The 23,945-nt window shown below is 56.7% G+C and carries 18 protein-coding genes; 10 read left to right on the top strand and 8 right to left on the bottom strand.

What is annotated here, in order from left to right:
* Positions 1–271: 271 nt before the first annotated feature.
* From O3S85_RS14205 to lpdA, 5 genes are all read right to left on the bottom strand, one after another.
* Complete coding sequence (locus tag O3S85_RS14205) at positions 272–1,279, bottom strand: LacI family DNA-binding transcriptional regulator (protein ID WP_269541174.1); 1,008 nt, start codon at positions 1,277–1,279, stop codon at positions 272–274.
* A 262-nt stretch (positions 1,280–1,541) separates the two neighbouring features.
* Positions 1,542–2,435: a PEP-CTERM sorting domain-containing protein gene (locus O3S85_RS14200; protein WP_269541173.1), complete on the bottom strand. Its 894-nt coding sequence runs from the start codon at positions 2,433–2,435 to the stop codon at positions 1,542–1,544.
* A 220-nt stretch (positions 2,436–2,655) separates the two neighbouring features.
* Positions 2,656–2,892, bottom strand: coding sequence for a ferredoxin (locus O3S85_RS14195; protein WP_269541172.1), 237 nt, complete (start codon positions 2,890–2,892; stop codon positions 2,656–2,658).
* 59 nt (positions 2,893–2,951) lie between these two features.
* Positions 2,952–3,581 (bottom strand): histidine phosphatase family protein, encoded by a 630-nt coding sequence (locus O3S85_RS14190; RefSeq protein ID WP_269541170.1) that lies wholly within the window; start codon positions 3,579–3,581, stop codon positions 2,952–2,954.
* 104 nt (positions 3,582–3,685) lie between these two features.
* Positions 3,686–5,083: a dihydrolipoyl dehydrogenase gene (lpdA, locus tag O3S85_RS14185; RefSeq protein WP_269541168.1), complete on the bottom strand. Its 1,398-nt coding sequence runs from the start codon at positions 5,081–5,083 to the stop codon at positions 3,686–3,688.
* Between the two features lie 186 nt (positions 5,084–5,269).
* On the opposite strand from lpdA, the gene O3S85_RS14180 reads away from it, so the two are divergent.
* The 6 genes from O3S85_RS14180 to O3S85_RS14155 all read left to right on the top strand — a co-directional run bounded on the left by O3S85_RS14180 (position 5,270) and on the right by O3S85_RS14155 (position 10,365).
* Positions 5,270–6,304: a DUF481 domain-containing protein gene (locus O3S85_RS14180; protein ID WP_269541166.1), complete on the top strand. Its 1,035-nt coding sequence runs from the start codon at positions 5,270–5,272 to the stop codon at positions 6,302–6,304.
* A 100-nt stretch (positions 6,305–6,404) separates the two neighbouring features.
* Positions 6,405–7,136 (top strand): ribonuclease PH, encoded by a 732-nt coding sequence (gene rph, locus O3S85_RS14175; RefSeq protein ID WP_269541164.1) that lies wholly within the window; start codon positions 6,405–6,407, stop codon positions 7,134–7,136.
* A gap of 174 nt (positions 7,137–7,310) precedes the next feature.
* Positions 7,311–8,501, top strand: a complete 1,191-nt coding sequence (gene sucC, locus O3S85_RS14170; RefSeq protein ID WP_269541163.1) for an ADP-forming succinate--CoA ligase subunit beta — start codon at positions 7,311–7,313, stop codon at positions 8,499–8,501.
* Positions 8,502–8,535: 34 nt separating this feature from the next.
* Positions 8,536–9,414, top strand: coding sequence for a succinate--CoA ligase subunit alpha (sucD, locus tag O3S85_RS14165; RefSeq protein WP_269541162.1), 879 nt, complete (start codon positions 8,536–8,538; stop codon positions 9,412–9,414).
* Positions 9,415–9,648: 234 nt separating this feature from the next.
* A complete protein-coding gene (locus tag O3S85_RS14160; protein WP_269541161.1) occupies positions 9,649–9,858 on the top strand; it encodes a ribbon-helix-helix domain-containing protein in 210 nt (69 codons plus the stop codon).
* 120 nt (positions 9,859–9,978) lie between these two features.
* The gene (locus O3S85_RS14155) at positions 9,979–10,365 is read left to right on the top strand and encodes a hypothetical protein (RefSeq protein WP_269541160.1); all 387 of its coding nucleotides are present in this window, start codon (positions 9,979–9,981) and stop codon (positions 10,363–10,365) included.
* Positions 10,366–10,395: 30 nt separating this feature from the next.
* On the opposite strand, the gene O3S85_RS14150 is transcribed toward O3S85_RS14155, so the two are convergent.
* The 3 genes from O3S85_RS14150 to O3S85_RS14140 all read right to left on the bottom strand — a co-directional run bounded on the left by O3S85_RS14150 (position 10,396) and on the right by O3S85_RS14140 (position 14,825).
* Entirely contained in the window at positions 10,396–11,430 is a 1,035-nt protein-coding gene (locus tag O3S85_RS14150) for a methyltransferase (RefSeq protein ID WP_269541159.1), read from the bottom strand.
* 132 nt (positions 11,431–11,562) lie between these two features.
* A complete protein-coding gene (gene uvrB / locus O3S85_RS14145; RefSeq protein WP_269541158.1) occupies positions 11,563–13,605 on the bottom strand; it encodes an excinuclease ABC subunit UvrB in 2,043 nt (680 codons plus the stop codon).
* A gap of 155 nt (positions 13,606–13,760) precedes the next feature.
* Positions 13,761–14,825, bottom strand: coding sequence for a glucokinase (locus O3S85_RS14140; RefSeq protein WP_269541157.1), 1,065 nt, complete (start codon positions 14,823–14,825; stop codon positions 13,761–13,763).
* A 110-nt stretch (positions 14,826–14,935) separates the two neighbouring features.
* Between O3S85_RS14140 and O3S85_RS14135 the strand changes: the two genes are divergently transcribed.
* The 4 genes from O3S85_RS14135 to O3S85_RS14120 all read left to right on the top strand — a co-directional run bounded on the left by O3S85_RS14135 (position 14,936) and on the right by O3S85_RS14120 (position 23,941).
* The gene (locus tag O3S85_RS14135) at positions 14,936–15,610 is read left to right on the top strand and encodes an OB-fold-containig protein (protein ID WP_269541156.1); all 675 of its coding nucleotides are present in this window, start codon (positions 14,936–14,938) and stop codon (positions 15,608–15,610) included.
* Positions 15,607–16,125 (top strand): SPFH domain-containing protein, encoded by a 519-nt coding sequence (locus O3S85_RS14130; protein WP_269541155.1) that lies wholly within the window; start codon positions 15,607–15,609, stop codon positions 16,123–16,125. Before O3S85_RS14135 ends, O3S85_RS14130 begins: the two co-directional genes overlap by 4 nt.
* A 52-nt stretch (positions 16,126–16,177) precedes the next feature.
* Positions 16,178–18,226 carry a flotillin family protein gene (locus O3S85_RS14125; RefSeq protein ID WP_269541154.1) on the top strand — a complete coding sequence of 683 codons (2,049 nt, stop codon included), beginning with the start codon at positions 16,178–16,180 and terminating at the stop codon, positions 18,224–18,226.
* Between the two features lie 126 nt (positions 18,227–18,352).
* Positions 18,353–23,941 carry a DNA repair ATPase gene (locus O3S85_RS14120; protein WP_269541153.1) on the top strand — a complete coding sequence of 1,863 codons (5,589 nt, stop codon included), beginning with the start codon at positions 18,353–18,355 and terminating at the stop codon, positions 23,939–23,941.
* Positions 23,942–23,945: the final 4 nt, after the last annotated feature.

The raw sequence follows: 23,945 nt of genomic DNA, 5'->3' as shown, positions 1-23,945 counted from the left end.
GATGGTCAATACCAGCGGTATTTTGCTTTTTCGTTCCTTACGAACACGCCGGACATTGGTCCGCTCATACTTTGCGCTTCTCACTAAGGTTAAGCTATGAAATTGGTTACCCCGAGCAAATAAAAAAGCCTCCCAAAAATGAGAGGCTGATATTATAAGTAGCTGCACTGCACAACTTTCGCCCCTATCATAGCACAGCCAGCAGCCCCGGCACCAGACGAAACACCAGAGCAGATCAACGCGTACCCTTACCTGCAATATCTCCACCGACCTAACGCTCGATTAAATCACCCGGGAACCACTCTCCCTCGATGAGCACGGTCTTAGGCTTGGCTGGGATACCCCGCTCGTTGCGCAAGAGCTGGCCGACCACGAGGTCCACCGTTGCCGCGCCAATCGCACCCCAGTCCCGCTCAATGTATGCACCCGGCGGCTTATCCGCCATCAGCGTGACCAAACCAATGTCTTCCGGCACCCGGCGTCCGCAGTGCTGCAACAAGCTGAGCACCTGATTGCCAAAAGCGGTGATCAGCGCGTCGAGCTGATGCTCGTCCAGCCAGCGGTTTAGCTCGTCCGGCGTAATCAGTTCCGTCCGCAAAACCGGGATCGCCGCTTCGTTCTGGTTCAGGATCGCGCAACCGGCGTCAAAAGCAAAGTCCACGCGCGCATTGGTATACTCTGAGTAAATCACGCCGACCCGCTGATAGCCCAGCGCCTTCAACTCCTGCCATGCCCGGGGAATGGTGTGCGTAAAATAAGTCGCCGCGCGGTGTAGCTGCGGCTCGCGCAACGAAGCACCCATGGCCGCCATTGGATACCGGCTCCAGTCAATCGGCAACTGCCCCCGAAACCCGATTGGCCCGATGATCAGCCCCAGCACGCTGCGGCTGCGGAGAATGTGTGTCATGCGGTCCACACTTAGCCCCGGCTCCGCGCCCCAAACCGGCGTCAGGTTGTAGCCCATCTCGTTGGCCCGTTGCTCGGCACCCTCAAACAGCTTGCGATAATACAAATGGCAACGCCAGATATCGGGGTCCTCAAAGCTGTGAACGAAGCCCAAGTTCGCGGACTTTGCGGAGCCATGCGATTGGCGCAGGCTTTGCATAAGTGCCGATACCATCGGGTTGGGCCGATAGCCAATCTCCTCGGCAATACGACGGATTTTCTCCTGCGTTTTCTTCGAAATGCGCGGATCGGCGCGCAGTGCGCAGGAGACGGTGTTACGGGAGACCCCTGCAATATCGGCAATGGTTTGGAGAGTCGGGTTTCTACGGGGCATTACGGGTAATGCTGCGCATTTTCTGGCAAAGCGGCAAGCATAGGCAAGCGTTTAACCATCGGCCAACAATACCTTGCCCAGCGCTATTGCCCTACCGCCCCGCGGCGGCAACCACTCGCCGAACGAAGCTGAGTTCGCTATCGAAACGAATCCCGATAGTGCTAGCGGACAGACCGATCTAAATGAAAACGCCGGAGTTTCCCCCGGCGCTTGATCGAATATTCTACTTACTAGACCTCAGCAAGATGTCCCAAAGACTGCCTTACTTGCGGCGGCGCAGTAGCGCGACGCCCAGGGCACCCATTGCGGCAAACATCGCGTAAGTCGTGGGCTCCGGAACTGCGGCCACGGTCAGGATACCGTCGGATTCCCACAGGGTGGTGTCCCAGGCAATGACGCCATCCATGATGACATTGCTTGCGTCACTAATGACGTTCACCGTGCCCCCAACCTCATCAAAGAGGTTGAAGGTGTCATTCACGCCGGGGGTGTAACCACCCTGGCCAACGAGGCGAATCGTCGATCCAATGATCGACAGGTCAGTGGTGGCACTGGCAACCGAAAAGCTCTCGCTGTCGTTGTTGCCGAAAACATCAAATTGCAGTTCACCGCCGCTGAGCAGGTTGAAGGTACTGGTGACGGCAATGACATTCGCCGATGCGGAATTATAAGGCTGGTAAAGGCCGCTCACGTTGATGGTCGATTGCAACTGCTGAAAGCCAACGAGCGTACCGCCGGCCGCCACTGTCGTGGGCACACGTAGTCGGGCAACACCGCCCTCTGTTGCCGGATCGTTAATGAACGCACCACCGCTGTTGATCGTGATGCTACTCAACCCCCAGGCGGCGTGGTGGCCGCCGTCATTGGTCAGGCTGCCACCGCTGTTGATCACAATGCTGCCGCCGGTATCAGGCGCTCCCGTATCAAAATCCTTGTAAGCCTGTGTGTCGGTGACCACGACTTGAAAACCACCGAGCGATATCTCGTCGTTAGCATCCGGCACACCGTTATCCCAGTTAGCCGGGTCATTCCAATTACCCCCATCCGGGCCGATGAAGGTGGTAAAAGCAACGCCAAAGGCCGCGCTCGTACTAAGCGCTAGACCAGCGACGGTTAGCGGGACAAAGCGCAGGGATCGAAGGGTAGGTATTTGCATATGAGTAGTCTGTTGAGTGTGGGGCGAAACGTTGAAAACGCTGAGATAGCGTTAAATGTATACGTTTGATTAACCGAACACGTTATTTCTGTCAATGGGTTTCCCGATCCACTAGATTTGATTACTCGTGTAAGTTAAAAAAAACTTCTGAGAGCAGACAAAAAAAAGCCAAGGAGCGTTTATCGCATCCTTGGCTTAAAAAATTAGTGTTAGCGAACGATTACTCGTCGCCGTCGTCGCCAATCGCCTCGACCGGGCAACCTTCGAGGGCCTCCATGCACAAGTCGATGTCGTCCTGAGACTCAGGCTGCTTGATCACGTAGGAGTATCCGCCGTCATCGCTGCGCGCAAAATAGTCAGGCGCGGTCTCGCGGCAGAGATCGCAATCGATGCACTGTTCATCCACATAAAATTTACCGGCAACATTCTCCGGCCACTTGTCATTGATATCAGCCATAAACGAGAAAAATGTGCGCGAGGCCCGCCTTCTGTCAAGCGGGTTGTTGCATTGACGGCCTACAAATCATCAATTGCGCCAATGCCACCGAGGTGCGAAGCATCGCCCCAAGTGTGCAACAGCCAGCGACCGTCCTCGAAGGAGAACTCGTTGTAGGCCGCATTGATGAACTTATACGCCCGCGCCTGCTCCACCGGAATCCCGATGGCGTGCCGGAGAAACATCCCCAAAATGCCACCATGCGTGACGATGCAGAGTGTCTGCCCCTGGTAGCGCTCGGCAATGGCGTCAAAGGTATTGCCCGCGCGGTGAAAGACATCTCTTAGGCTCTCGCCGCCTGGTATAATGTAATCCGCGCCGCCGTGGAGGTACCCCTCCTCTTCGTTGGGAAACTTCTCAGCGGCCTCTGCCCGGGTGTAGCCAGCCAGCGCACCGAAATTTCGCTCACGCAGACCGCTATCTTGATCCCAAGGCGTCGATTCGTGGTGTTGGGCAATCGCGCGGCAGGTATCCACCGCGCGGCCCAAATCACTGGATATAATCCGGTCGAACTGATAGCTCTTCAACCGTTCGCCAATGGCCTCGGCCTGCTGACGACCTTTCGCAGTCAACGGCGAGTCCAGCTGCCCCTGGTAGCGATGCTGAACATTCCATTCAGTCTCGCCGTGGCGGATGACGATAAGTCGCATAGCTCTTGAAGATTAAAGTGAACAAATTAAAAATTAAAGTGGATAACGGCATCAACTCCTGAGCCCCAACAACTTTAATTTGCTCACTTTAATATGTTCACTCCCTAAATATGAATCGCCTCGTTGTGGGTCGCGGCGGCGGCTTCCATCAGCGCTTCAGACAAGGTCGGGTGCGCGTGGATGGTGCCGTGGATTTCTTCCCAGGTCGCTTCCAGCTCCATGCCCAAGGCATATTCCGCGATGAGCTCGGTGGCCTCGGCACCGGTGATGTGCGCGCCCAAAATTTCGCCTTCCGGCTCGGAGACGATCAGCTTGACGAAGCCGTCCGATTCCTTGGCGGCAACTGCCTTGCCGGAAGCTGTGAACGGGAACTTGCCCACCTTGTATTTGATACCCTTCTCCTTCACGTCGCGCTCGGTCAGGCCGATGCTCGCCACCTGAGGTTGGCAGTAGGTGCACCCGGGGAAGCGCTCGTAAGGACGTGGCTCACCGTGGCTGAACATGCCATTGACTGCTTGCACGGCCTCGTAGGTAGCCACGTGCGCCAGCCAAGGCGGCCCGATGATATCGCCGGCGGCGTAGATGCCCTCGACGTTGGTCTTATAGTGCTCGTCGACCTTGATGTAATTCTTGAACATTTCCAGCTTCACGCGGTTCGAGAGCAGGCTGTCCATATTTGCCTGCACGCCGATAGCGACGAGCAGCGATTCGGCTTCGAGCTTCTCAGTCTTGTCCCCCTTGACGGCGTCGAGTGTGACCTTGCCGTCGGCGACTTCGATATTCTCGGCCTTGGTGCCGGTGAGGACCTTGAGGCCCTGCTTTACAAATTGCTTCTCGACGAACTTCGAGACGTCGTCGTCTTCGACGGGCAGCACGCGGTCCATCATTTCGACCACGGTCACTTCGCAGCCGAATGCATTGAGGAAGTAGGCGAACTCCATGCCGATTGCGCCAGCACCGAGCACCACGCAGCTCTTTGGAAGATCGCGGCGGTCCAGGATTTCGCGGGCGGTCATCACCTGCTTGCCGTCCTTCTTCAGGCCCGGGAGCATGCGTGCGCGGCAACCAGTGGCAATGAGGATGTTTTTCGCCGAGAGGAACTCACCCTTGCGGTCGCCGGAGATCAGCTCGACCATACCGGGCACGTTGATCTGCGCCTGGCCAACGATGTAGTCGACCTTGTTCTTTTTAAAGAGGAACTCGATGCCCTTGGCCATCTGGTCGGCCACGCCACGGGAGCGCTCAACCACCTTGGGGAAGTCCACATCGATCTTACCCACCGTGAAACCAAATACGTCGGCGTGCAGCATTTTCTGGTAGAGCTCGGCGCTCTTGAGCAATGCCTTCGACGGAATGCAGCCCCAGTTAAGGCACGTGCCACCGGCGCGTTCCATTTCTACGCAGGCAACTTTCTTGCCGAGCTGTCCGGCGCGAATCGCGCCGGCATAGCCGGCCGGGCCGCCGCCAATTACTACTAAATCATAGCTGCTTGTATCTGCCATAGCTGGTGTTCTCCAATAAAGGGATCAGTCGAAAAGGCAGCATTAATGCCCCTGTGTCGCCCTTCGTCAACCCTACGACGCAAGGATCGGAAAGAATCGTTACTTTAACTGAAAATAACCCAACATTTTGAAAACGCGGCAAAAAGTCCTTGAAATGTCAGGACGGTCCCTCAGGTTGTTTCGCGTATGCTCCGACTGACGACTCTTTTTGCATCACTCCTGATTTGCGCATCCGTAAGCGCGGACACCCTTGTCCTGAAGAATGGCGACCGCATTTCCGGCACGCTCACCAGTAAGGAAAACGGTGTCATTACCTTTCAATCCGACCTGCTCGGCCAACTGACCATCCCGGAAAGTGACGCCACGGTAGAGATGCCCGCGCCGCCCGCGCCATCCCCGGCCGAAGCTGCCGCGGTCGCCAACGCCACTACTGCGGCCGCCGTCACCGAAGAAGCCACCGACAAAGAGTCGATCTCCAAGCAAAAGCAGGAGGAAGTGGACGCCGTCACCAAGTCCATCAAGGACACCCAAAATTGGATCCACGAAAACATCATCCCTGAAGGCTGGTCCGGTAAGCTCTCCTTTGGCTTCCGCTACCTGGAATCCAACACCGAAACCACCGGCGTGAACTTCGACCTCAATGGTAAGAAGGACGCGGCACCCCACCACTACGCCTACGACATTTACTACCAATACAGCCGCCAGACGCAGACCAACGGCGGAGTTAACAAGAACCAGGACCAATACGGTGCCGAGTTCGACTACGATTACGACATCAACGACTGGATGTTCTTCAACGCCAGTGCAAGCTACCTGCGCAACCAGGTCAAAGACATCCGCCACCAGGCTGATCTCGACCTTGGCCTCGGTTTCCACGTCATCGAAACCGACGACATGACCCTCGATCTGATTCCGGCCTACACCCTTCAATACAAGGACGCCGAAGGCATTTCGCAAAAATGGTATAACCTCGCCACGCTTAAGGAAGAGTTCGTTTATCACTTCAGCGAAATCGTCCGCTTCGAGCAAACCGCATTCGGTAGCGTCGAGCCGAGCGACACCCAAAACTACCAGTACGGCTTCACCGCCGCGCTGATCAGCAAACTGGCTGAATGGGTGGAAGCCAGCATCGCTTACGAACTGACCTATGACAACACCGTCGGCACTGGCGGCGTTAAACGCGAGCAGCAGATCATCGTCGGCATCGGCGTCCCCTACTAATCTGCAGCGCACGATAGCAAAATCATTTCCAAGAAGGCGTTCCCATTGCGGGAGCGCCTTTTTGCTTTCATCTTTTTCCTGAAATCTGTTTCCTGCGCATATGTCCGAAAACCTCCGTCTGGATGGTCGCCAAGTCGACCAGCTCCGCCCGATTTCCTTTGAACCCGGCATTGCGCCAAACGCCACCGGCTCTGTCCTCGTCAGCTTCGGCAATACACGCGTCATCTGTAGCGCCACGATCGAGAAGCGCGTTCCTGGCTGGATGAACGCCCAGGGCGTCGAGGGAGGCTGGATCACCGCCGAATACTCGATGCTGCCCTACTCCACGCTCGATCGCAAACCGCGCGACTCCTCCAAGGGCCGCGTCGACGGGCGCACCGTGGAAATCCAGCGCCTCATCGGCCGCTCCATGCGCGCCGTGGTCGACCTCAAGAAAATGCCAGGTATGACGCTCTGGATCGACTGCGACGTCCTCCAGGCCGACGGCGGCACCCGCACCGCGTCGATCACTGGAGCCTGCGTCGCCGCCAAGATGGCCTTTAAGCGCCTGATGAATGACGGCGTCCTCGCCGAGAATCCGATGGAAAACTCCGTCGCCGCCGTCAGTGTAGGCGTGTGGCAGGACCTCGAAGTTCTCGATCTGCCCTATGTGGAAGACCGCGACGCCGACGTCGATTTCAACGTCGTCATGACCAGCGCCGGCGAATTCGTCGAGGTCCAAGGCACCGGCGAAGAGGCCACGTTTACCCAGGAGCAGCTCGACCGGCTACTCTCCCTGGCCAAGAAAGGCATCGCTGAAATTAGCGATATGCAGTCCGCTGCATTAGCTTGATTAATCACGTTGGACATTTTTTAGCCACCCCGGCGTTTTATGTTAATTACGACATAAAAAACCGCGCATCATTGACCAATAAAGGCAAAATAATAGATGGGCGGAGCAAATTAAGCGTTGCCAAAACCCTGATGTGGCAAACATCCTGCCAACCCAGCCCACTTCCTGAAACCCATGAATATTCACGAATACCAAGCCAAGGAATTGTTCTCCGAATTCGGCATCGCGGTGCCCGCCGGCAAGGCGGCCCAGAACGCATCCGAATTTGACGCGGCGCTTAGCGCTATCGAAGGCGACACCGTTGTGGTGAAGTCCCAAATCCACGCCGGTGGTCGCGGCAAAGGAACCTTTACCGACGGCTTCAAGGGAGGCGTCAAGGTCCTGCCCCGCTCCGAAGCAGCCGAGGTTGCGGGTAAGATGCTCGGCAACACGCTGGTCACCCACCAAACCGGCCCGGAAGGCCGCGTCGTTAAGACCGTCTATTTCACCGAAGCCAGCGACATCCAAAAGGAATATTATCTGGCCATCCTGCTGGACCGCGCCACGAGCAAGCCCGTCATCATCGCATCGACCGAGGGCGGCGTGGACATCGAAACCGTTGCCGAAGAAACGCCGGAGAAGATCATCCGCGTCATTATCGACACCGCGACCGGCCTCATGCCTTTCCACAAGCGCCAGATCGCCTTCGGCCTTGGCTTCTCCGAAAAGGAGCAGCTCAAGCAGCTCGATAAGCTCCTGACCGGCCTTTACAATATGTTCTGGGACAAGGACTGCTCGATGGTGGAAATTAACCCGCTCATCACCACGCCTGCGGGTGACATCCTGGCCCTCGACGCCAAGGTAAATTTCGACAGCAATGCCCTGTTCCGCCACCCGGAAATCGTCGCCCTGCGCGACCTCGGCGAAGAAGACCCCAAGGAAGTCAAAGCCTCCGATGCCGGTCTTAGCTACATCGCACTCGACGGCAACATTGCATGCCTCGTCAACGGTGCCGGTCTGGCCATGGCAACCATGGACATCATCAAGCACTTCGGCGGCAACCCGGCAAACTTCCTCGACGTGGGCGGTGGTGCCAATGCCGACCAAGTCACCGAGGCCTTTAAGATCATCCTCAGCGACCCGAACGTGAAGGGTATTTTGGTCAACATCTTTGGCGGCATCATGAGCTGCAAGACCATTGCTGACGGCATCATCGAAGCCGCTAAGAACGTCGACATCACCGTGCCGCTCGTCGTGCGCCTCGAAGGTAACTCCGTCGCCGAAGGTAAGCAGGCGCTGGCTGACAGTGGCCTGGCCCTGACTCCTGCCGACTCGCTCTCCGACGCAGCTCAAAAAATCGTCAAGCTCGTCTCCGAAGGCGCGTAAACATCCAATTTAAAACCACGAAACCATACCGATCATGAGTGTCCTCGTTGGCAAAAACACCCGCGTCGTCGGACAAGGAATTACCGGCAAGGCCGGCACCAAGCACGCCTTGAATAACATCGCCTACGGCACCAATTACGTTGCTGCCGTCACGCCCGGCAAGGGCGGCCAAACCTGGGAAGAAAAGACTCCCATCTTCAACTCCGTGCACGAAGCGGTCGAAAAAGAAGGCGCCAATGCGTCCGTCATTTTCGTCCCGCCTCCCTTTGCGGCTGACGGCATCCTTGAAGCCATCGACGCCGGCATCGAGCTGATCATCTGCATCACCGAAGGCATTCCGGTCCGCGACATGACTGCCGTAAAGGATGCGCTGATCAAAACCGGCGGCAAGACCCGTCTAATTGGCCCCAACTGCCCGGGCATTATGACTCCCGGCGAGTGCAACATCGGCATCATGCCTGGCTACATTGCGCAGCCCGGCAAGGTAGGCGTGGTCAGCCGCTCCGGCACCCTCACCTACGAGGCTTGCTATCAGCTGACCGTTCGCGGCCACGGCCAAAGCACCTGCATCGGCATCGGCGGTGACCCCATCAATGGCACCAGCCACCTCGATGCGGTAAAGCTCTTTAATGATGATCCGGAAACTGAAGCCATCATTCTGATTGGCGAGATCGGCGGCAGCGCCGAGGAAGAAGCCGCAGCCTACATCAAGGAGCACGTCAAGAAGCCGGTCGCAGCGTTCATCGCTGGCACGACCGCGCCTCCCGGACGCCGCATGGGCCACGCAGGTGCCATCGTATCCGGCTCCAGTGGCAGCGCGGAAACCAAGATCGCCGCGCTCAAGGATGCCGGTATCGCGGTTGCCCCGACGCCATCCGAGATCGGTGAGACACTGCTCTCAATTTACGGCTAAGCAAATACGCCAGACAGTCGCATTGCATAATGTTCATGCCAGCTTGCATGAAACATTTTCGCAATTATTGTTAAAGACATATACAATAATTCCGTTAAATGTTTATCAGTATGTTGAGTGTTACTCCCAGCCAATCACGTTTAAGTGCCTGATACAAAAATATCGTGCTTAATGTGTTGCCAAAGGGTCTACAGTTAATTACCGATAAAGGATTCTTGATAAGCAAGGAAGATTATGGCTAAAAAACAAACTCATGGGCGTGCGCCCGGAAAAACCCAAATCTCAATCAGCCTGCCGCAGGATCTGGTTGAAAAAATCGATCGTCTGGCGGCTACTGAAAACCGCAACCGATCCAACTTCATCGCCACGCATCTAGAATCGTTGGCCGGTGAACTTGAGGCATCGGAGCCTCCCAAGAAGTTCAAAAAGAAAGCAACAAAGTAACCCTCTGCGTTTGCTTTCATAGATTCACCCCGAAAACTGAATCCCGCTCTGTTCCAGAGCGGGATTCAACTTTTACGGCAATCCTTGCTATTTGCGCACGCCCGCATTTGATTGCACATCGTGAATATCTACGCCGACTGGTTACCTGACAACGCCTACTACGCCTTCCACCTGCTGGCTTGGCTGGGCGGCGTCATCGTGCTGCAATGGCTGGGATTCCACCGACTGCTTTGGCGCAACCGGCGCGCAATATTCTGGCCCACCGCCTTACTAGGCACCTACCTGATTTTAACGGATATCGTCGCCGTGCATTTTGAGGTCTGGCACTTCGACGCCAACTTCATCCTGGCTGGCGCGGTTGCCTCACCGCTTGCGCAGTTCGCGTTAAAGCCATTTGGCGTCCCCATCGAGGAGTGGCTTTTCTTTTACCTCACGGCTATGCTCGTGGCGCAGAGCTTCATTCTGTTTCTGCCGAGAAAGCTGCGGCACGAAGCGCCCAGCCCATAGCCTCGCTTATGCGGCACGAAGCGCCCTACTCTAGTCAGGCTTTTGCGCAGTGATCAAGTGGTAGTAGCCGAAGAGTGGCTGGCTCTCAAAATTGATAAAACCAGCCGTTTCCAGCATCGCTGCAAATTCGCTGATGGCATACTGCTTGCCCTTCTCACGGATCAGCATTGCTACGGTATAACAAGCGGCAAACAACGGGCCATCGCGATTTTCATTGATCGGCACTTCGCTGATCAAAATACGGCCTCCCGGCGGCAAGGCTGCGAATGATTGCTGGGCCAGTTGCAGGCAGGAATCCCAGTCCCAATCGTGGAAAATGTTGCTGAACAGATGCGCGTCAAAGCCGGTTGGCAATTCGCGGAACATATCACCGATCATGAGCTTCACCCGATCCTCCAGGCCAAACTGCGCCAGCGTATCACGGGCCAGCTCGCAAACAACTGGGACATCGAACGCCGTTACCGCTAGCTTCGGCAGCTTGCTGGCAATCGCACAGGTAATCGAGCACGAACCAGCGCCAACATCCAGCAGGCGCTGCGCCTCAGCAAGATATCGATGCTCAGCCAGGGCAGCCCCCGTCGGTAGCGTGTGCGCGTGCAACAGCTTAAACAACGGCTTCAGCTCTGCGGCATCAAGATCGGAGGCAGCAATCACCTTGGCATCAGCGGGTTTCGAGCCGTCAACGATCGCCGTGCGAATCGACTCCAGCGCGTAGCTACCGGTGTTCACAACAGAGCCGTAGCCAAGCACCTCACCATAGCTATAAGGACTGTCCGGCAGCAGGTAAGTACACGCCATTTCCGTTAGCGAGAAACATCCATCAGCCCCGCGTTGCAGGAACCCTGACGCCGCCCCAACGCTGATCATTGCCTCGGCCGCACGCTCTGTGAGCGACAACGCCTTCGCCGTGGATGCAATCGTCATTGGCTGCTTGGACAGCGTCGTAAAAAGCCCCAACTCACTGGCGACCGCCAAGGTCGGCAACGCCAGGCAATGATAGATCAGATCGTAGATTGGCTGGTCTGACACCGCGGGAGCCGCGAGGTGTTCGGCAGAGTATGGCATGATAAAACAGGGAGGATTGCGTTGCTGCTGCGTGGAAATTCATGGCAAGCATCTGCTCCTATTGCCAATCCAAAATTCACCCCGGCAAGAGACGCGCTGACCGATGGTCAGTTTTAAAGACCGACCAGGACCTCAGCGCCCCCACTTCATATTCTTGCCTTTTTTGGCGCGCTTGCGGCGGCGGGTCGTGTGTCCGCCATCGGAACCGCTCTTGCTCGTGGCAGCGCCGTTCTTCAAGGCGTCAATCTGGTCGCGAAGCACGGCGGCGCGCTCAAACTGCAAGTCATTAGCGGCTTCCAGCATTTCGGCCTCCAGCTCAGCAAGCACGGCGGCCACGTCCTCATCGCCACCCGAGGCCTTGAAGTCCACCGGATTCTCGGCCGCCTCCTGCGAATGCAGGCTGGCCTGAACCGCACGCCGAACACTGCGCGGCGTGATGCCGTTTTCCGCGTTGAAAGCGATCTGCTTGGCGCGGCGGTCTTCGGTGACCTGGATCGTGCGCTTGAGCGAGTCGTTCATCACGTCGGCGTACAGGATCACCCGGCCCTTCTCGTGGCGCGCGGCGCGGCCCGCGGTTTGGATAAGACTCGTCTCGCTACGCAAGAAACCCTCCTTGTCGGCATCGAGGATCGCGACCAGCGCCACCTCGGGCAGATCCAACCCTTCTCGCAGCAAGTTGACGCCAACTAACACGTCGAATTCACCACGGCGCAGATTACGCAGAATCTCCACACGCTCGATCGCATCGATGTCGCTGTGCAGGTATTCCACGCGTATCCCCGCATCGCGCATGTAGCTGGTCAGGTCTTCGCTCATGCGCTTGGTGAGCGTAGTCACGAGCACACGTTCCTCCTGTTCGATGGCGTTCTTCACCTCGCCAATCAAGTCCTCCACCTGGCCCTTGATCGGGCGCACCTCCATCAGCGGATCGAGCAAGCCCGTGGGCCGTACGACCTGATGCGCGATGACCGCGGACTTCTCAATCTCCAGCTTTGCGGGCGTAGCCGAAACGAAAACGCACTGCCCCGTCACGTCCCAGAATTCGTCCGGCTTGAGCGGGCGATTGTCCAATGCCGACGGCAGGCGGAACCCGAAGTTAACCAACCGCTCCTTGCGCGAACGGTCGCCATGATACATCGCGCCGATCTGCGGGACTGTCACGTGGCTCTCGTCGATGATGAGCAGGAAGTCCTTCGGAAAAAAGTCGATCAGGCACCAAGGGCGCTCACCGGGCTCACGGCCGGAGAGGTGGCGCGAATAGTTCTCGATGCCGTTGCAAAAGCCCATCTCCTGAAGCAACTCCAAGTCGTAATCCGTGCGCATTTTGATGCGCTGCGCCTCGATCAGGCGGCGGTCTTTTTCAAATGTTTTCACCTGCTGATCGCACTCGGAGCGGATAGCCTGCACCGCCGTTTCCAACTTGCGGCGCGGGGTAATGTATTGGTTGGCCGGATAGAGCTGGAAGTGGTTCAGCCGCTCGCCCATCTCACCAGTCAGCGGATTCAGCTCGGTGATGGCCTCGATTTCGTCGCCCCAGAACTCAATGCGTATCGCGCTCTCCATGTAGGCGGGGAACACGTCGACCACCTCACCGCGCACCCGGAATTTACCGCGCGTCAATTGGATGTCGTTGCGCTCGTAAAGGTTCTCCACGAGCCGTTCTAGAAACTTGTCGCGGCCGTATTCTTCCCCCACGCGCAGGGGAATCATCATTTCGCGAAAATCCTCCGGCGAGCCCAAACCATAAATGCAACTCACGCTCGCCACCACGAGCACATCGCGGCGGCTGATCAGCGAGCTCGTCGCGGCGATGCGCAGGCGCTCGATCTCGTCGTTAATGCTGGAGTCTTTCTCGATGTAGGTGTCCGTCTGCGGCACGTAGGCCTCGGGCTGATAGTAGTCGTAATAGCTCACGAAATACTCCACCGCATTGTTTGGAAAAAAGCTCTTAAACTCCGAGTAAAGCTGCGCCGCCAGCGTCTTGTTGTGCGAGATAACCAGCGTTGGCCGCTGCAGCTCCTGCACGACATTGGCCATGGTGAAGGTTTTACCCGACCCGGTCACCCCGAGCAGCGTCTGAAACTGATTGCCTGCACGAATCGAGCGCGTCAGCGCATCAATCGCACCCGGCTGATCGCCCTGCGGGCCATACTCTGACTGTAGCTTAAAATCCACAGACAGACATTACCAAGCGATCGACGAAAAGCAACCAACAGAATTCTGTTCGTAAGTTCACCCCCTAAAAACCAAAAACTGCCCGCGAGCACCTACGTCCCCAATGGTGTTGGCAACTGGTTCTGCCGATTTATCTGGAGCCAGCCTGAGTAAGGTCAGTCCAGCAACACTGCCGCATTGGCCGCACCATAGAGCGAAATGCTGTATTCGCGGATAATGTAGACCGGGAAGCGCTTCAGGATCTCCTGGATGTTCGGGCGGAAATTCTGCTCGAAGTAATACATGAACTGCCGACCATCGATGAAGAAATCTTCGTTTTTCTCCACAATGCCACCCGCCAGGTAAATCCCATTGGACGGCAGGAGCACGGTCGCGAAGTCTGCCGTAATACGACCATACACCTTGATGAACAAGCGTAGCACGTCGCGGCAGACTGGGTTGTTGGCCGCGTGGGCACCGATCATTGCCGGTTTATCCATGTCCGGAGCCTCGTCGATGTCCTTGAGGATGCCGAGCATCGTGACCTTGCGCACGTCGCGGTAGAAATTGAAAATATTCGTCAGCCCGCGGCCGGAGACCAGCATTTCCACCTCGGAGGCGTAGTTGGTGTTTCGCGTCACGTAGTGCTTCAGCTCGCTGGTTTCGGCGTCGAAATTGGCGAAGCTTGCGTGGCCGCCCTCGGAGGGATAGGCCACCATTTTGCCGCCGTGGTCGATCACAAAGCCCACGCCGAGGCCGGTCCCCGCGCCAATGACCAGCGACACATCACCCGAGCGCTCGGACAGGCTGCCATCGGAGTGCGCGAGCTGGGTGATCTGCTCAGGGTTGTTTACGTCGAGTAGCGGCACGCCATAGCTGATCGCCAAAAAGTCGTTGATGACGATCGTGGGAATGCCGATGGCCTCGGCAATCTCGTCGCCATCGATGTTCCAACGCAGGTTAGAAAGCTTGCAGTAGTTGTTTGCCACCGGCCCGGCACCGCTGATGCAGCAGCGCTCGATCTGGATGTCCCTCAGGCGCTTGGCAGATTCAGCCAAGGTTTGCTTGATCGGCTCCACCAGCCCGTTGATTTCCGCACTGGGGAAGACGCATTCGACGAGCAGCGTGAAGTCGCCGTCGGTCTCGCCAACGACGGCCAAATTACTATTGGTGCCGCCAATATCGCCCGCCAGCAGGTAGCGGTTAAAGGAAGTTTCGGTGGAATGCCAGGTTGTGCGCATAAATGTGGGATTATAATCTAACGAATTTAATGTAATAGTATGGTAGTGCTTGCTTCGACTATACTGGACAAATCAAAGTTAAAACGACAAACACAATCTGCCCCCCTGACATGGAACTGCTACAGCAAATTTACGACGAAGCCCTGCGCTGGTATAACCTGCCGTTCACTGCGCTTTTCGGGCTCGTTTTGCTGTATTGGGCCTTTCAGATCATTGGCGGGCTCTTCGGTGCCGCTTTCGACTTTGATTTCGATTTCGATGCCGATGGCGAGATTGACCCCAGCGAAGTTGGCCTGATGGGCCGCTTTTCCTACGCCCTGAGCGATGGCGAAGCCCCTTTCATGTGGTCCCTCAGCGTCTTCATCGCCCTCATGTGGGGCACGATGATGCTACTGAACCACTTCTTCAACCCGGTCAGCGTCTGGGGTATCGGCATCGCGATTATGGCTGGCTCCATGGCCATCGCACTCTACATTACGCGCATGTTCATGCGATTCTGTGCCCGTGTATTCCGTAAGCTCTTTGGCGTCACCTCACAGAATGAATCCTTCATCGGCGCTGTCGGCATCGTGCTGACCGCCGAAGTTACGGAAAAATACGGGCAACTGGAAATCGACCATAACGGCGTCCCTTGCCGGTTTAATGTCGTGCTCGACGACGGTGCCGAAGTGCTGGTCAAGGGCGACCACGCCAAAATCGTGGGCAAAGACTCCTCCGGCAAGTCATACCGGATCACCAAGACCAGCGAAGCCCCTCACTTAGTAGAAGCGAAGGGTGCCCAATGAAGTATCAAATGGCAGCCTCGGGAAAAGCCCTGCTCCGTGAAGGACTCGGCGGCCAACGTGTGTCCTTCGATGGCATGTTTGCCATGCCGGTCGTTCACCAGACGCACCGCGTCGATATCAGTATTTCCACGCTTTCGTTGAACTTCGCCGGTCCGGATACCCCTCTCATCTCCAAGGATCAGCAACTCTTCGACCTGAGCATCGTCTTCCATTTGCGCGTCAATGACACCCAACAGGACGTGCTCGATGCCGCTGCCCACTTTGGCGTCGAAAACCTGAACAATTTCGATGAGCGCATCCCCGAACTGATCAACGACGCCGAGCAACTCGTCCGCACGGCCGCCGGCGAGCTTTCCTGGGCGGAAATCAATGACTCACCAACATTTATCGAGGCCATTCTCCGCCGCACCCCGAATGGCTACTTTAAGCCAGGCCTGATCGTCGACAACATCGCCATTGATCATGCCGACAAATTCCCACCCGAGTTCAACGAGAGCCAAGGCGCGATAAACTGATTCTTAAACCGCATTACAATAAAACAACCATAGCCACCAACCACAAGTTATCATGATGATATACCGCAAAACCCCGCAAGGTCAGGCACTCGTCCGGACCGGCTTCGGAGGCATCAAAGTCTCCTTCTCAGGCATCTGGCAAATCCTGGTGTTCCACATGCTGGAAGACATGGATATCTCAGTAAAACGAGTCCGTGTCGATCGCCGTGGCAAGCAGGGACTCATCTGTAAAGACAACATCCGTGCGGATATCACCGTCGACTTCTTCGTGCGTATCAACGACACCATCGAAGACGTCAAAAAGGTCGCGACAACAATCGGATGTAAGCGAGCCAGCGACATTGATAAAATCAAGGAGCTTTTCGATGCCAAATTTTCGGAAGCGCTCAAAACGGTCGGTAAGCAATTTGATTTTGAAGAGCTTTACGTTGAACGTGAAAAGTTCCGCGATGAAATCATCAAGGTTATTGGTGTCGACTTAAACGGCTACATTCTCGACGACGTCGCCATTGATGATCTCGAGCAAACGTCCCTAACCGAGCTCAACCCGGACAACATCCTCGACGCCGAGGGTATTAAGAAGATCACCGACCGCACCTCGCGCGAAAAGATCCTCGCCAACCAGATCGACCAGGATCGCATCAAGACGATCACCAAGCAAAACGTCGAAGCCCGCGAAGCCGTCCTTGAACTGGAGAAGCAACAGGCTGAGGCCGAGCAAAAGCAGAAGCGCGAGATCGCCGTCATCACTTCCCGCGAAGAAGCCGAAGCCGCCCGGGTGCACGAGGAACAGCGCCTCCGCGCCGAAACCGCCCGCATCGCGACCGAGGAAGAACTCGCCATCGCCGAGGAGAACAAGCTGCGCCAGATCATCGTTGCTGAAAAGAATAAGCAGCGCACCGACGCCATTGAAACCGAACGCGTCGAGCGCGACCGCCAGTTGGAAGTCGTCGAGCGCAACAAGGTTACCCAGCTCGCCGACATCGAGAAGGACAAGGCCGTTGAAAAGGAAAAGCGCGAGATTCAGGAAGTCATTAAGGAACGCGTAATGGTCGAGAAGACCGTCGTCGTAGAGCAGGAAAAGATCAAGGATACCGAGGCCTTTGCCGGTGCTGATCGTGCGAAGAAAGTCGCCATTACCCAGGCCGAACAACGCGCCGAAGAACAGCTTGTTGAAAAGGTTAAGACCGCTCAGGCCAGCAAAGAAGCCGAGCAGCTCAAGGCCGATGAACTTTATTACCATGAGGTCCGCAAGGCCGAGTCCTCCAAGAAGGCCGTCGAACTAAAGGCCGAGGAAACAGTCATCTCCGCCGAGGCCCACGAGACCGCTGCCGGCCGCGAATCCGCCGCCAAGAAAACCCTCGCCGAAGGTCGCAGCGCCGAAGCTGCCGCCGTCGGATTGGGCGAAGCCAGCGTTATGGAAGCCAAGGCTGCCGCCTTCCAAAAACAAGGCGAAGCCGAGGCCACCGTTGCCGAAAAGAAATACCTGGCCGAAGCCAAGGGCATTGGCGAAAAGGGAGCCGCCTCTGCGAGCGCCGACGAGAAAAAGTATCTCGCCGAAGCCGAGGGCATCCACAAGAAGGCCGAGGCCATGAAGGTCTTCAACGAAGCCGGCAAGGAACACGAGGAATTCAAGCTGCGCCTGCAAAAGGACAAGGAAGTCGAACTCGCCGAAATCGAGGTCAACGAGAAGATCGCCGAGCATCAGGCTAAGGTCCTGGGCGAAGCGCTCAAGAACACCAAGGTCGACATCGTCGGCGGCAGCACGGACTTCTACGACCGCGTCGTGGGTGCCGTGACCCGAGGCAAATCCATCGACCGCCTCATGGACAACTCCCGCGCCCTCACCGACGTAAAGGACACGTTCTTCAACGGCAACAGCGACTACTTCAAGACCAAGCTCAAGGAGTGGACCGAGCAGTTCAACATCAGCTCAGAGGACATTAAAAACCTGTCCATCGCCGCCCTGCTCACCCGCATCGGCGACCAGGCTGAAGGCCAGGATAAAAAGGAAGCCAACGACCTCCTCTCCCTCGCCGACAAATACGGCATCAGCGGCAAAAAAGCCGGTGAGTTCTTGGATCAACTGATTAGAAACTAATCAGTTGATCGTGCCCTGGTGCTTAGTTCTTGGTGCTTGGTTGCTGACACAACGTTAGCAGCGACTCCCATCACTGAAACCAAGAACTAAGCACCAAGAACCAAAACACAAAAGCAGCCTCACCCAATGGCAGACACCGCCACAGAAACTGAAAACAAAGCCGCGCCCTCGCCCAAGCTCGAAGGCGGAGCCTACGAAGTCATCCGGCAGCGGCTGGACACCCAGTCCGCCGCCTTGCTGGAGCGCCTGCAAACGCTCAATAAAAACCGGCAGGACGTTTTCGGTGCCATCGAAAACAAGCTCATCGGCACCGACCGCATCACCACCGAGCACAACTGCACGGCGCGCGACATGATCGCTCTGCCCGGCGGGCGTTTCCTCTTTGGCTACAACGTCAAGCTCGGCCTGAAGTCACAAATGGAGGTCGGCGATGTGTTTTCGGTTTATCGCTTTGAGCCAAGCGACAAGACCTTCCATGCCGAGCCCCTGGACCTGATCAACAACCGCGATTTCCAGGACGACTTTGCCTACCTCTACAAGTATTATAAGGCCACGTCTTTCGTGAAGTTCCTGCGGCGCGGTGCCGAGCTGTTCATGGCGTTTCGCATCAGTGAGGACATCCGCGACATCAAGGTCTTTAAGTGGATCATCACCGACGACGGGCTGGAGTATCTGGGCAATCGCTTTGACCCGGAGTATACGTTTCCCGAACAGCATTCCTTCAAGTGGACCCGCGCCCATCGCGACATGCAGCGCGGCGGATTGCACCCACATATCTCTATCGAGGACAAAATCTTCGTCGAATGCGTCGGCGGTGACCTCACAATTAAGGTCGAGGACAACACCACCTCAGGCGAAGGCATCTACGCCGAGCCCGTTGACCAGGCCGACCAAACCCTCGACGACGCCGACATCTTTTTCGCCGTCGTCGGCGACCTGATTCTGCTGCGCATCCTCCCCTATCAGGAGAAGCAGACGCGCTATTTCATCTACAATCACAAGGTCAAAGAAGTTCGCCGCACCGACGCCATTGGCACGAGCTGCGTCGCGCTGCCCGAAGACCAGGGCGTCATTTTTGCCAACGGTTATTACCTCCACAGCGGCGAGTGCAAACTGTTCGACAGCGAGTTGAGCAACATGTGGTTCGAGCGTCTCGTCAAGTCGCCCAACGGTGAGGATTTCCTCTATTCATTTTACGAGCGTGTCAGCGGTCAATACGTGCTCATGAGCTACAACCTCATTGAGCAAACCGTCGCCACACCGATCATTTGCAATGGCTTCACCTTCTTCGATAATGGCGAGCTGATCTACTTCCGCGGCGACGGCGAAGCGCAAAAGCACCACTCGCTGCAAATCTGGCAGACCCCCTTCACCAGCGACGACTTACCCCCCACGGGCAACGACGACAGCTACCTGTTCAAGGTCGGCAACAAGGAAGTCGTCCGCTGCATGAGCGAGTGCTACGAGGTCTACAACCTCCTGCAAAAAGAGGAAAGCTACACCGGGCTTTACGTCGATCTCGTCAAGCTCAGCAGCGACATCCTCGACACCTATTTCTGGCTCAATAGTGAAGAGGCCGCCAACATCCAAGAGACGCTCCAGACGATCAATAAGACTGCGCAAAGTGCGATCGACGAGTTCGACAAAGTCCAGCGTATCCGCAAGTCCACCAACGAGCAAACAACCAACGTCAGCGTGCGTGTCCGCAAGCTCACGACCGAGGTCAGCTCCACACGACCGGACGACATCATGGGCTTCGTCCGCAGCCTCGCCGACCTGCGCACCATTCGCGGCGAGATCATTGGGTTGCGCGACCTGCGATATGCCGATGTTCCGCTTTCCGAAAAGCTCGAATCGCAGGTCAAGGAGCTCTCCGACCAAGTCGCGCTGCAGGCCGTCGAATTCCTCTTGCTCGATGAAGCGCTCGACCCGTATCGCAACGCCGTTGAAGAGCAAGCAGCCGCGATCGAAGCCATCGAGAAAGTCACCGAGGCCAACGAGATCAACGAGCGCCTCGACGAAGCTGGCGCCGAGCTGGAGCTGTTGATCGAAATCGTAGGTAACCTGAAGATCGACGACGCGACGCAGACCACGCGCATCATCGATTCGATTTCCAATATTTACTCGCGCCTCAACCAGGTGCGCAACGACCTGAAGAGTCGCCGCAAAGAGCTGATGCTCGTCGAGGGTGCCGCTCAGTTCAATGCTCAGCTCAAGCTGCTCAATCAAGCCGTCACGAACTACCTGGACCTTTGCGAGACGCCCAAGCAGTGCGACGACTACCTGACCAAACTCATGGTGCAGCTCGAGGAGCTGGAGGGGCGTTACGCGGACTTCGATGAATACCTCGACCAGCTCGCTACCAAACGCGACGAGCTCTACAACGCGTTTGAGACGAAAAAGATGTCGCTGCAGGAGGCCCGCAACCGGCAGACCACACGCCTGCTTGCCAGCGCCAAGCGAATACTGACCGGTATTGAAAACCGCGCCAAAGGCTTTAAGGAACTCACCGATATCAACGGCTACTTCGCCAGCGACCTCATGGTCGAAAAGGTGCGCGACATCGCAGACGAACTTGGCGAAATCGGCGAAAACCTGAAGGGCGACGACATCCTCGGCCAGCTCAAGACTGTCCAAAGCGACGCCATCCGCCAGCTCAAAGACAAACAAGAGCTCTTTGCCGATGGCGACGATATCATCAAGTTCGGTCGCCACCACTTCAGCGTCAACACGCAAGAGCTTGCGCTGACCACCGTCCAGCGCGAAGGCCAGATTTATTTTCACCTTTCCGGCACGCAGTTTTTCGATCCGATCAAGGACGAACAACTCAACGCCACCAAGCCGGTGTGGGACATGCAAACCGTTAGTGAGAGTGACGCCGTTTACCGCGGTGAGTATCTCGCCTACAAACTGCTGCGCCACTTCGAAACGGTTAAGCCAGACGCCAAGTCCGAGCTGGCGATCACCGCGGCGGACTACCAAGCTTTGGATGACAAAGCTCGCCTGGCTTTCGTCCAAAAATTCATGGCTCCACGTTACGAGGAAGCCTACATCAAGGGCGTTCACGATGAAGACGCGCAAAAGTTAATCGACGCGCTGCTGACGATTCATCAAGCCGCCGGCCTGCTACGCTACTCGCCCGAGGCCCGCGCCTGCGGTTTGGTCTATTGGCAGCATTTTCTTGGCCGCACACCGGACGATGATTTGCTCGAAGCTAAGGTCGACGCCTTCGGCGAAATGCTCCGCCTGTTCCCGCAGCATAAAACGCAGACAGGCTACATCCGCGAGCTCACCAAGCGCATCGCGGTATTCTGCGAGGAGTCGGAGCTGTTCCATCAAGAGATATTTCGCCAGCAGGATGCGGCGATGACGAAGCATCGCCCTCCAATAAAGTCGCGACAACTGGAGGGCGATGCTTCGTCATCGCCGCCATCCGCTCAAGCAAATCGCGTCATCCTTTCGCTGGCCGAAGAAGCCGCCGATTATCTGTTCCATGAACTCGTCGACACCGACTCCTTCGCCGTCTCCTACGAGGCTGCAACGCTCGCGGATGGCTTTCATCACGAGCTCGTCGCCAAGCGCTTCACGGACAAGTTCGAAAAAGCGCGTGCGGGCATGCGCGGCAACGCAGCCGGAGAGTTCCAAGTGCTCCGCGATTGGATACGCGGTTATATGTTGGCGCAGAACTCACCGGAAAATCAGTTTGATTACCTCGACGAAGCCGCCGCGCATTTGTTGCGAGGTCCCATTGAAAAACGCCACGTCGTGGAAGTTCCCATCGAGACCGACATCGACGGCCTGCGCGGCGACCACCAAGTCATCGCAGCCAAGCAGCTACACCTGCACTATAATAAATTCCTCGCCAAGCTCCGCGAGCACGAACGCAACATTGTCCCGATGTACCGCCGCTTCCAGGAGCGCAAGGGTGAGTTGGTGGACTTCTTCCGCGAAGACCTCCGTCTCGACGAGCTTAAGCCGCGCGTCATGTCCGCCTTTGTCCGCAACCAACTGCTCGATAAAGTTTACTTGCCGATGATCGGCGACAACCTGGCTAAACAGATCGGCACGGCCGGCGAAGACGCGCGCACCGACCGCATGGGCATGCTGCTGCTCATCTCGCCGCCGGGCTACGGTAAGACAACGTTGATGGAATACATCGCCAACCGCCTGGGCATCACCTTCGTGAAGATCAACGGCCCGGCGATCGGTCATCACGTCACCAGCATCGATCCTGAAGAAGCGCCGAACAAGGCTGCCGCTGAGGAAATCGATAAGCTAAATCTCGCCTTCGAAATGGGCGACAACGTGATGATCTACCTCGACGACATCCAACACTGCAATCCCGAGCTTTTGCAGAAGTTCATTTCCCTCTGCGACGCCCAGCGCAAAATCGAAGGCGTGTGGAAGGGCAAGGCGCGCACCTACGATCTCAAGGGGCGGAAGGTAGCCGTCGTCATGGCCGGTAATCCCTACACCGAGACCGGCGGCAAATTCCAGATACCGGACATGCTCGCGAACCGCGCCGACACCTACAACCTCGGCGACATCATTGGTGGACACAGCAGCGCATTCGAAGATAGTTACCTCGAAAACTCACTCACGTCCAACGCCGCCCTGCGCCCGCTGTCCAACCGCAGCCGGAAGGATGTTTACGCGGTCATCAAGATCGCCAAGACCGGCATCCGCGAAGGCGTAGATTTCGAAGCCAGCTACTCGGGCGAAGAGGTCGAGGAAATGGTCGGCGTCATGAAGAAGATGATGCGCGTCCGCGACACCATCTTACGCGTCAATATGGAATACATTCGCAGCGCCGCGCAAGCTGACGAATACCGGACCGAGCCGCCCTTTAAGCTGCAAGGCTCCTATCGTAATATGAACCGCATTGCCGAAAAGCTCTTGCCAATCATGTCGGACGACGAAGTGGAGTCCCTGATCGACGACCACTACGAAAACGAAGCCCAAACCCTCACCGACGGCGCGGAGGCCAACTTACTCAAGTTCCGCCAACTCGAAGGCAAGATCACGCCGCCCGAAGAAGAGCGCTGGAACGAGATCAAAAAACGCTTCACAAAAAACAAGATCATGGGCGGTGGCGACCAAGATCCAGTCAACAAAGTCGTGTCCCAACTCGCGGACAACAACATGGCCCTCAGCGACGGCCTTGCGCTCCTCGGCGAACGCCTTACCGCGATGCGTCAGCCAATATCGTTCGACGACGCCACGCTGGATAAACTCCGCGCCCTGCTCCCCGCTCCGCCCGAACCCAAGCCATTGCAAATCGACGAAACCACCTTAGCCCAACTCGGCGCACTGTTGCCCAAGCCACAACCACAGCAGCCCATCCAACTCGACGAAGAAACCATTGCACAATTGGCGTCGATTTTACCCAAACCACCAGCTCCCACGCTTGGCCTTTCCGACGAAGCGTCCGCCCTACTTCAACAGTTAGCAACCAGCTTGGAAAAGTCCACTAAGCCCAAGCCCGCCTCCAAGCCACAAGGCGCTGCCAACGCCGAACTCGCCGCCGCCATTGAGCAGCTCGGCGAAAAGCTGGCCAACCGCCAGAGCGTCGTCTTGCCCAAGCTCTCCCTCGACGAAAAGACCGACCACACGCTCGACCAAATCCTGGAGGCTTTCCACCTTCTCTTCCGCCATACGGGGATTGATACGCCGACTCCGAAGGCTAATCCAGAAAGTGACAAAGAACAACAATAGTTCA

The organism is Cerasicoccus sp. TK19100 (genome assembly GCF_027257155.1).
Lineage (GTDB): Bacteria > Verrucomicrobiota > Verrucomicrobiia > Opitutales > Cerasicoccaceae > Cerasicoccus > Cerasicoccus fimbriatus.
This window is presented reverse-complemented; position numbering and strand designations above follow the sequence as displayed.

Bases quoted from the DNA above. Each gene is read 5' to 3' on its own strand.
- O3S85_RS14150 (WP_269541159.1), bottom strand. From the start codon at position 11,430: ATGCCATACTCTGCCGAACACCTCGCGGCTCCCGCGGTGTCAGACCAG.
- rph (WP_269541164.1), top strand. From the start codon at position 6,405: ATGTCCGAAAACCTCCGTCTGGATGGTCGCCAAGTCGACCAGCTCCGC.
- O3S85_RS14140 (WP_269541157.1), bottom strand. From the start codon at position 14,825: ATGCGCACAACCTGGCATTCCACCGAAACTTCCTTTAACCGCTACCTG.
- O3S85_RS14120 (WP_269541153.1), top strand. From the start codon at position 18,353: ATGGCAGACACCGCCACAGAAACTGAAAACAAAGCCGCGCCCTCGCCC.
- O3S85_RS14160 (WP_269541161.1), top strand. From the start codon at position 9,649: ATGGCTAAAAAACAAACTCATGGGCGTGCGCCCGGAAAAACCCAAATC.
- lpdA (WP_269541168.1), bottom strand. From the start codon at position 5,083: ATGGCAGATACAAGCAGCTATGATTTAGTAGTAATTGGCGGCGGCCCG.
- O3S85_RS14130 (WP_269541155.1), top strand. From the start codon at position 15,607: ATGAAGTATCAAATGGCAGCCTCGGGAAAAGCCCTGCTCCGTGAAGGA.
- sucD (WP_269541162.1), top strand. From the start codon at position 8,536: ATGAGTGTCCTCGTTGGCAAAAACACCCGCGTCGTCGGACAAGGAATT.
- O3S85_RS14195 (WP_269541172.1), bottom strand. From the start codon at position 2,892: ATGGCTGATATCAATGACAAGTGGCCGGAGAATGTTGCCGGTAAATTT.
- O3S85_RS14180 (WP_269541166.1), top strand. From the start codon at position 5,270: ATGCTCCGACTGACGACTCTTTTTGCATCACTCCTGATTTGCGCATCC.
- O3S85_RS14135 (WP_269541156.1), top strand. From the start codon at position 14,936: ATGGAACTGCTACAGCAAATTTACGACGAAGCCCTGCGCTGGTATAAC.
- O3S85_RS14205 (WP_269541174.1), bottom strand. From the start codon at position 1,279: ATGCCCCGTAGAAACCCGACTCTCCAAACCATTGCCGATATTGCAGGG.
- sucC (WP_269541163.1), top strand. From the start codon at position 7,311: ATGAATATTCACGAATACCAAGCCAAGGAATTGTTCTCCGAATTCGGC.
- O3S85_RS14200 (WP_269541173.1), bottom strand. From the start codon at position 2,435: ATGCAAATACCTACCCTTCGATCCCTGCGCTTTGTCCCGCTAACCGTC.
- O3S85_RS14125 (WP_269541154.1), top strand. From the start codon at position 16,178: ATGATGATATACCGCAAAACCCCGCAAGGTCAGGCACTCGTCCGGACC.
- O3S85_RS14190 (WP_269541170.1), bottom strand. From the start codon at position 3,581: ATGCGACTTATCGTCATCCGCCACGGCGAGACTGAATGGAATGTTCAG.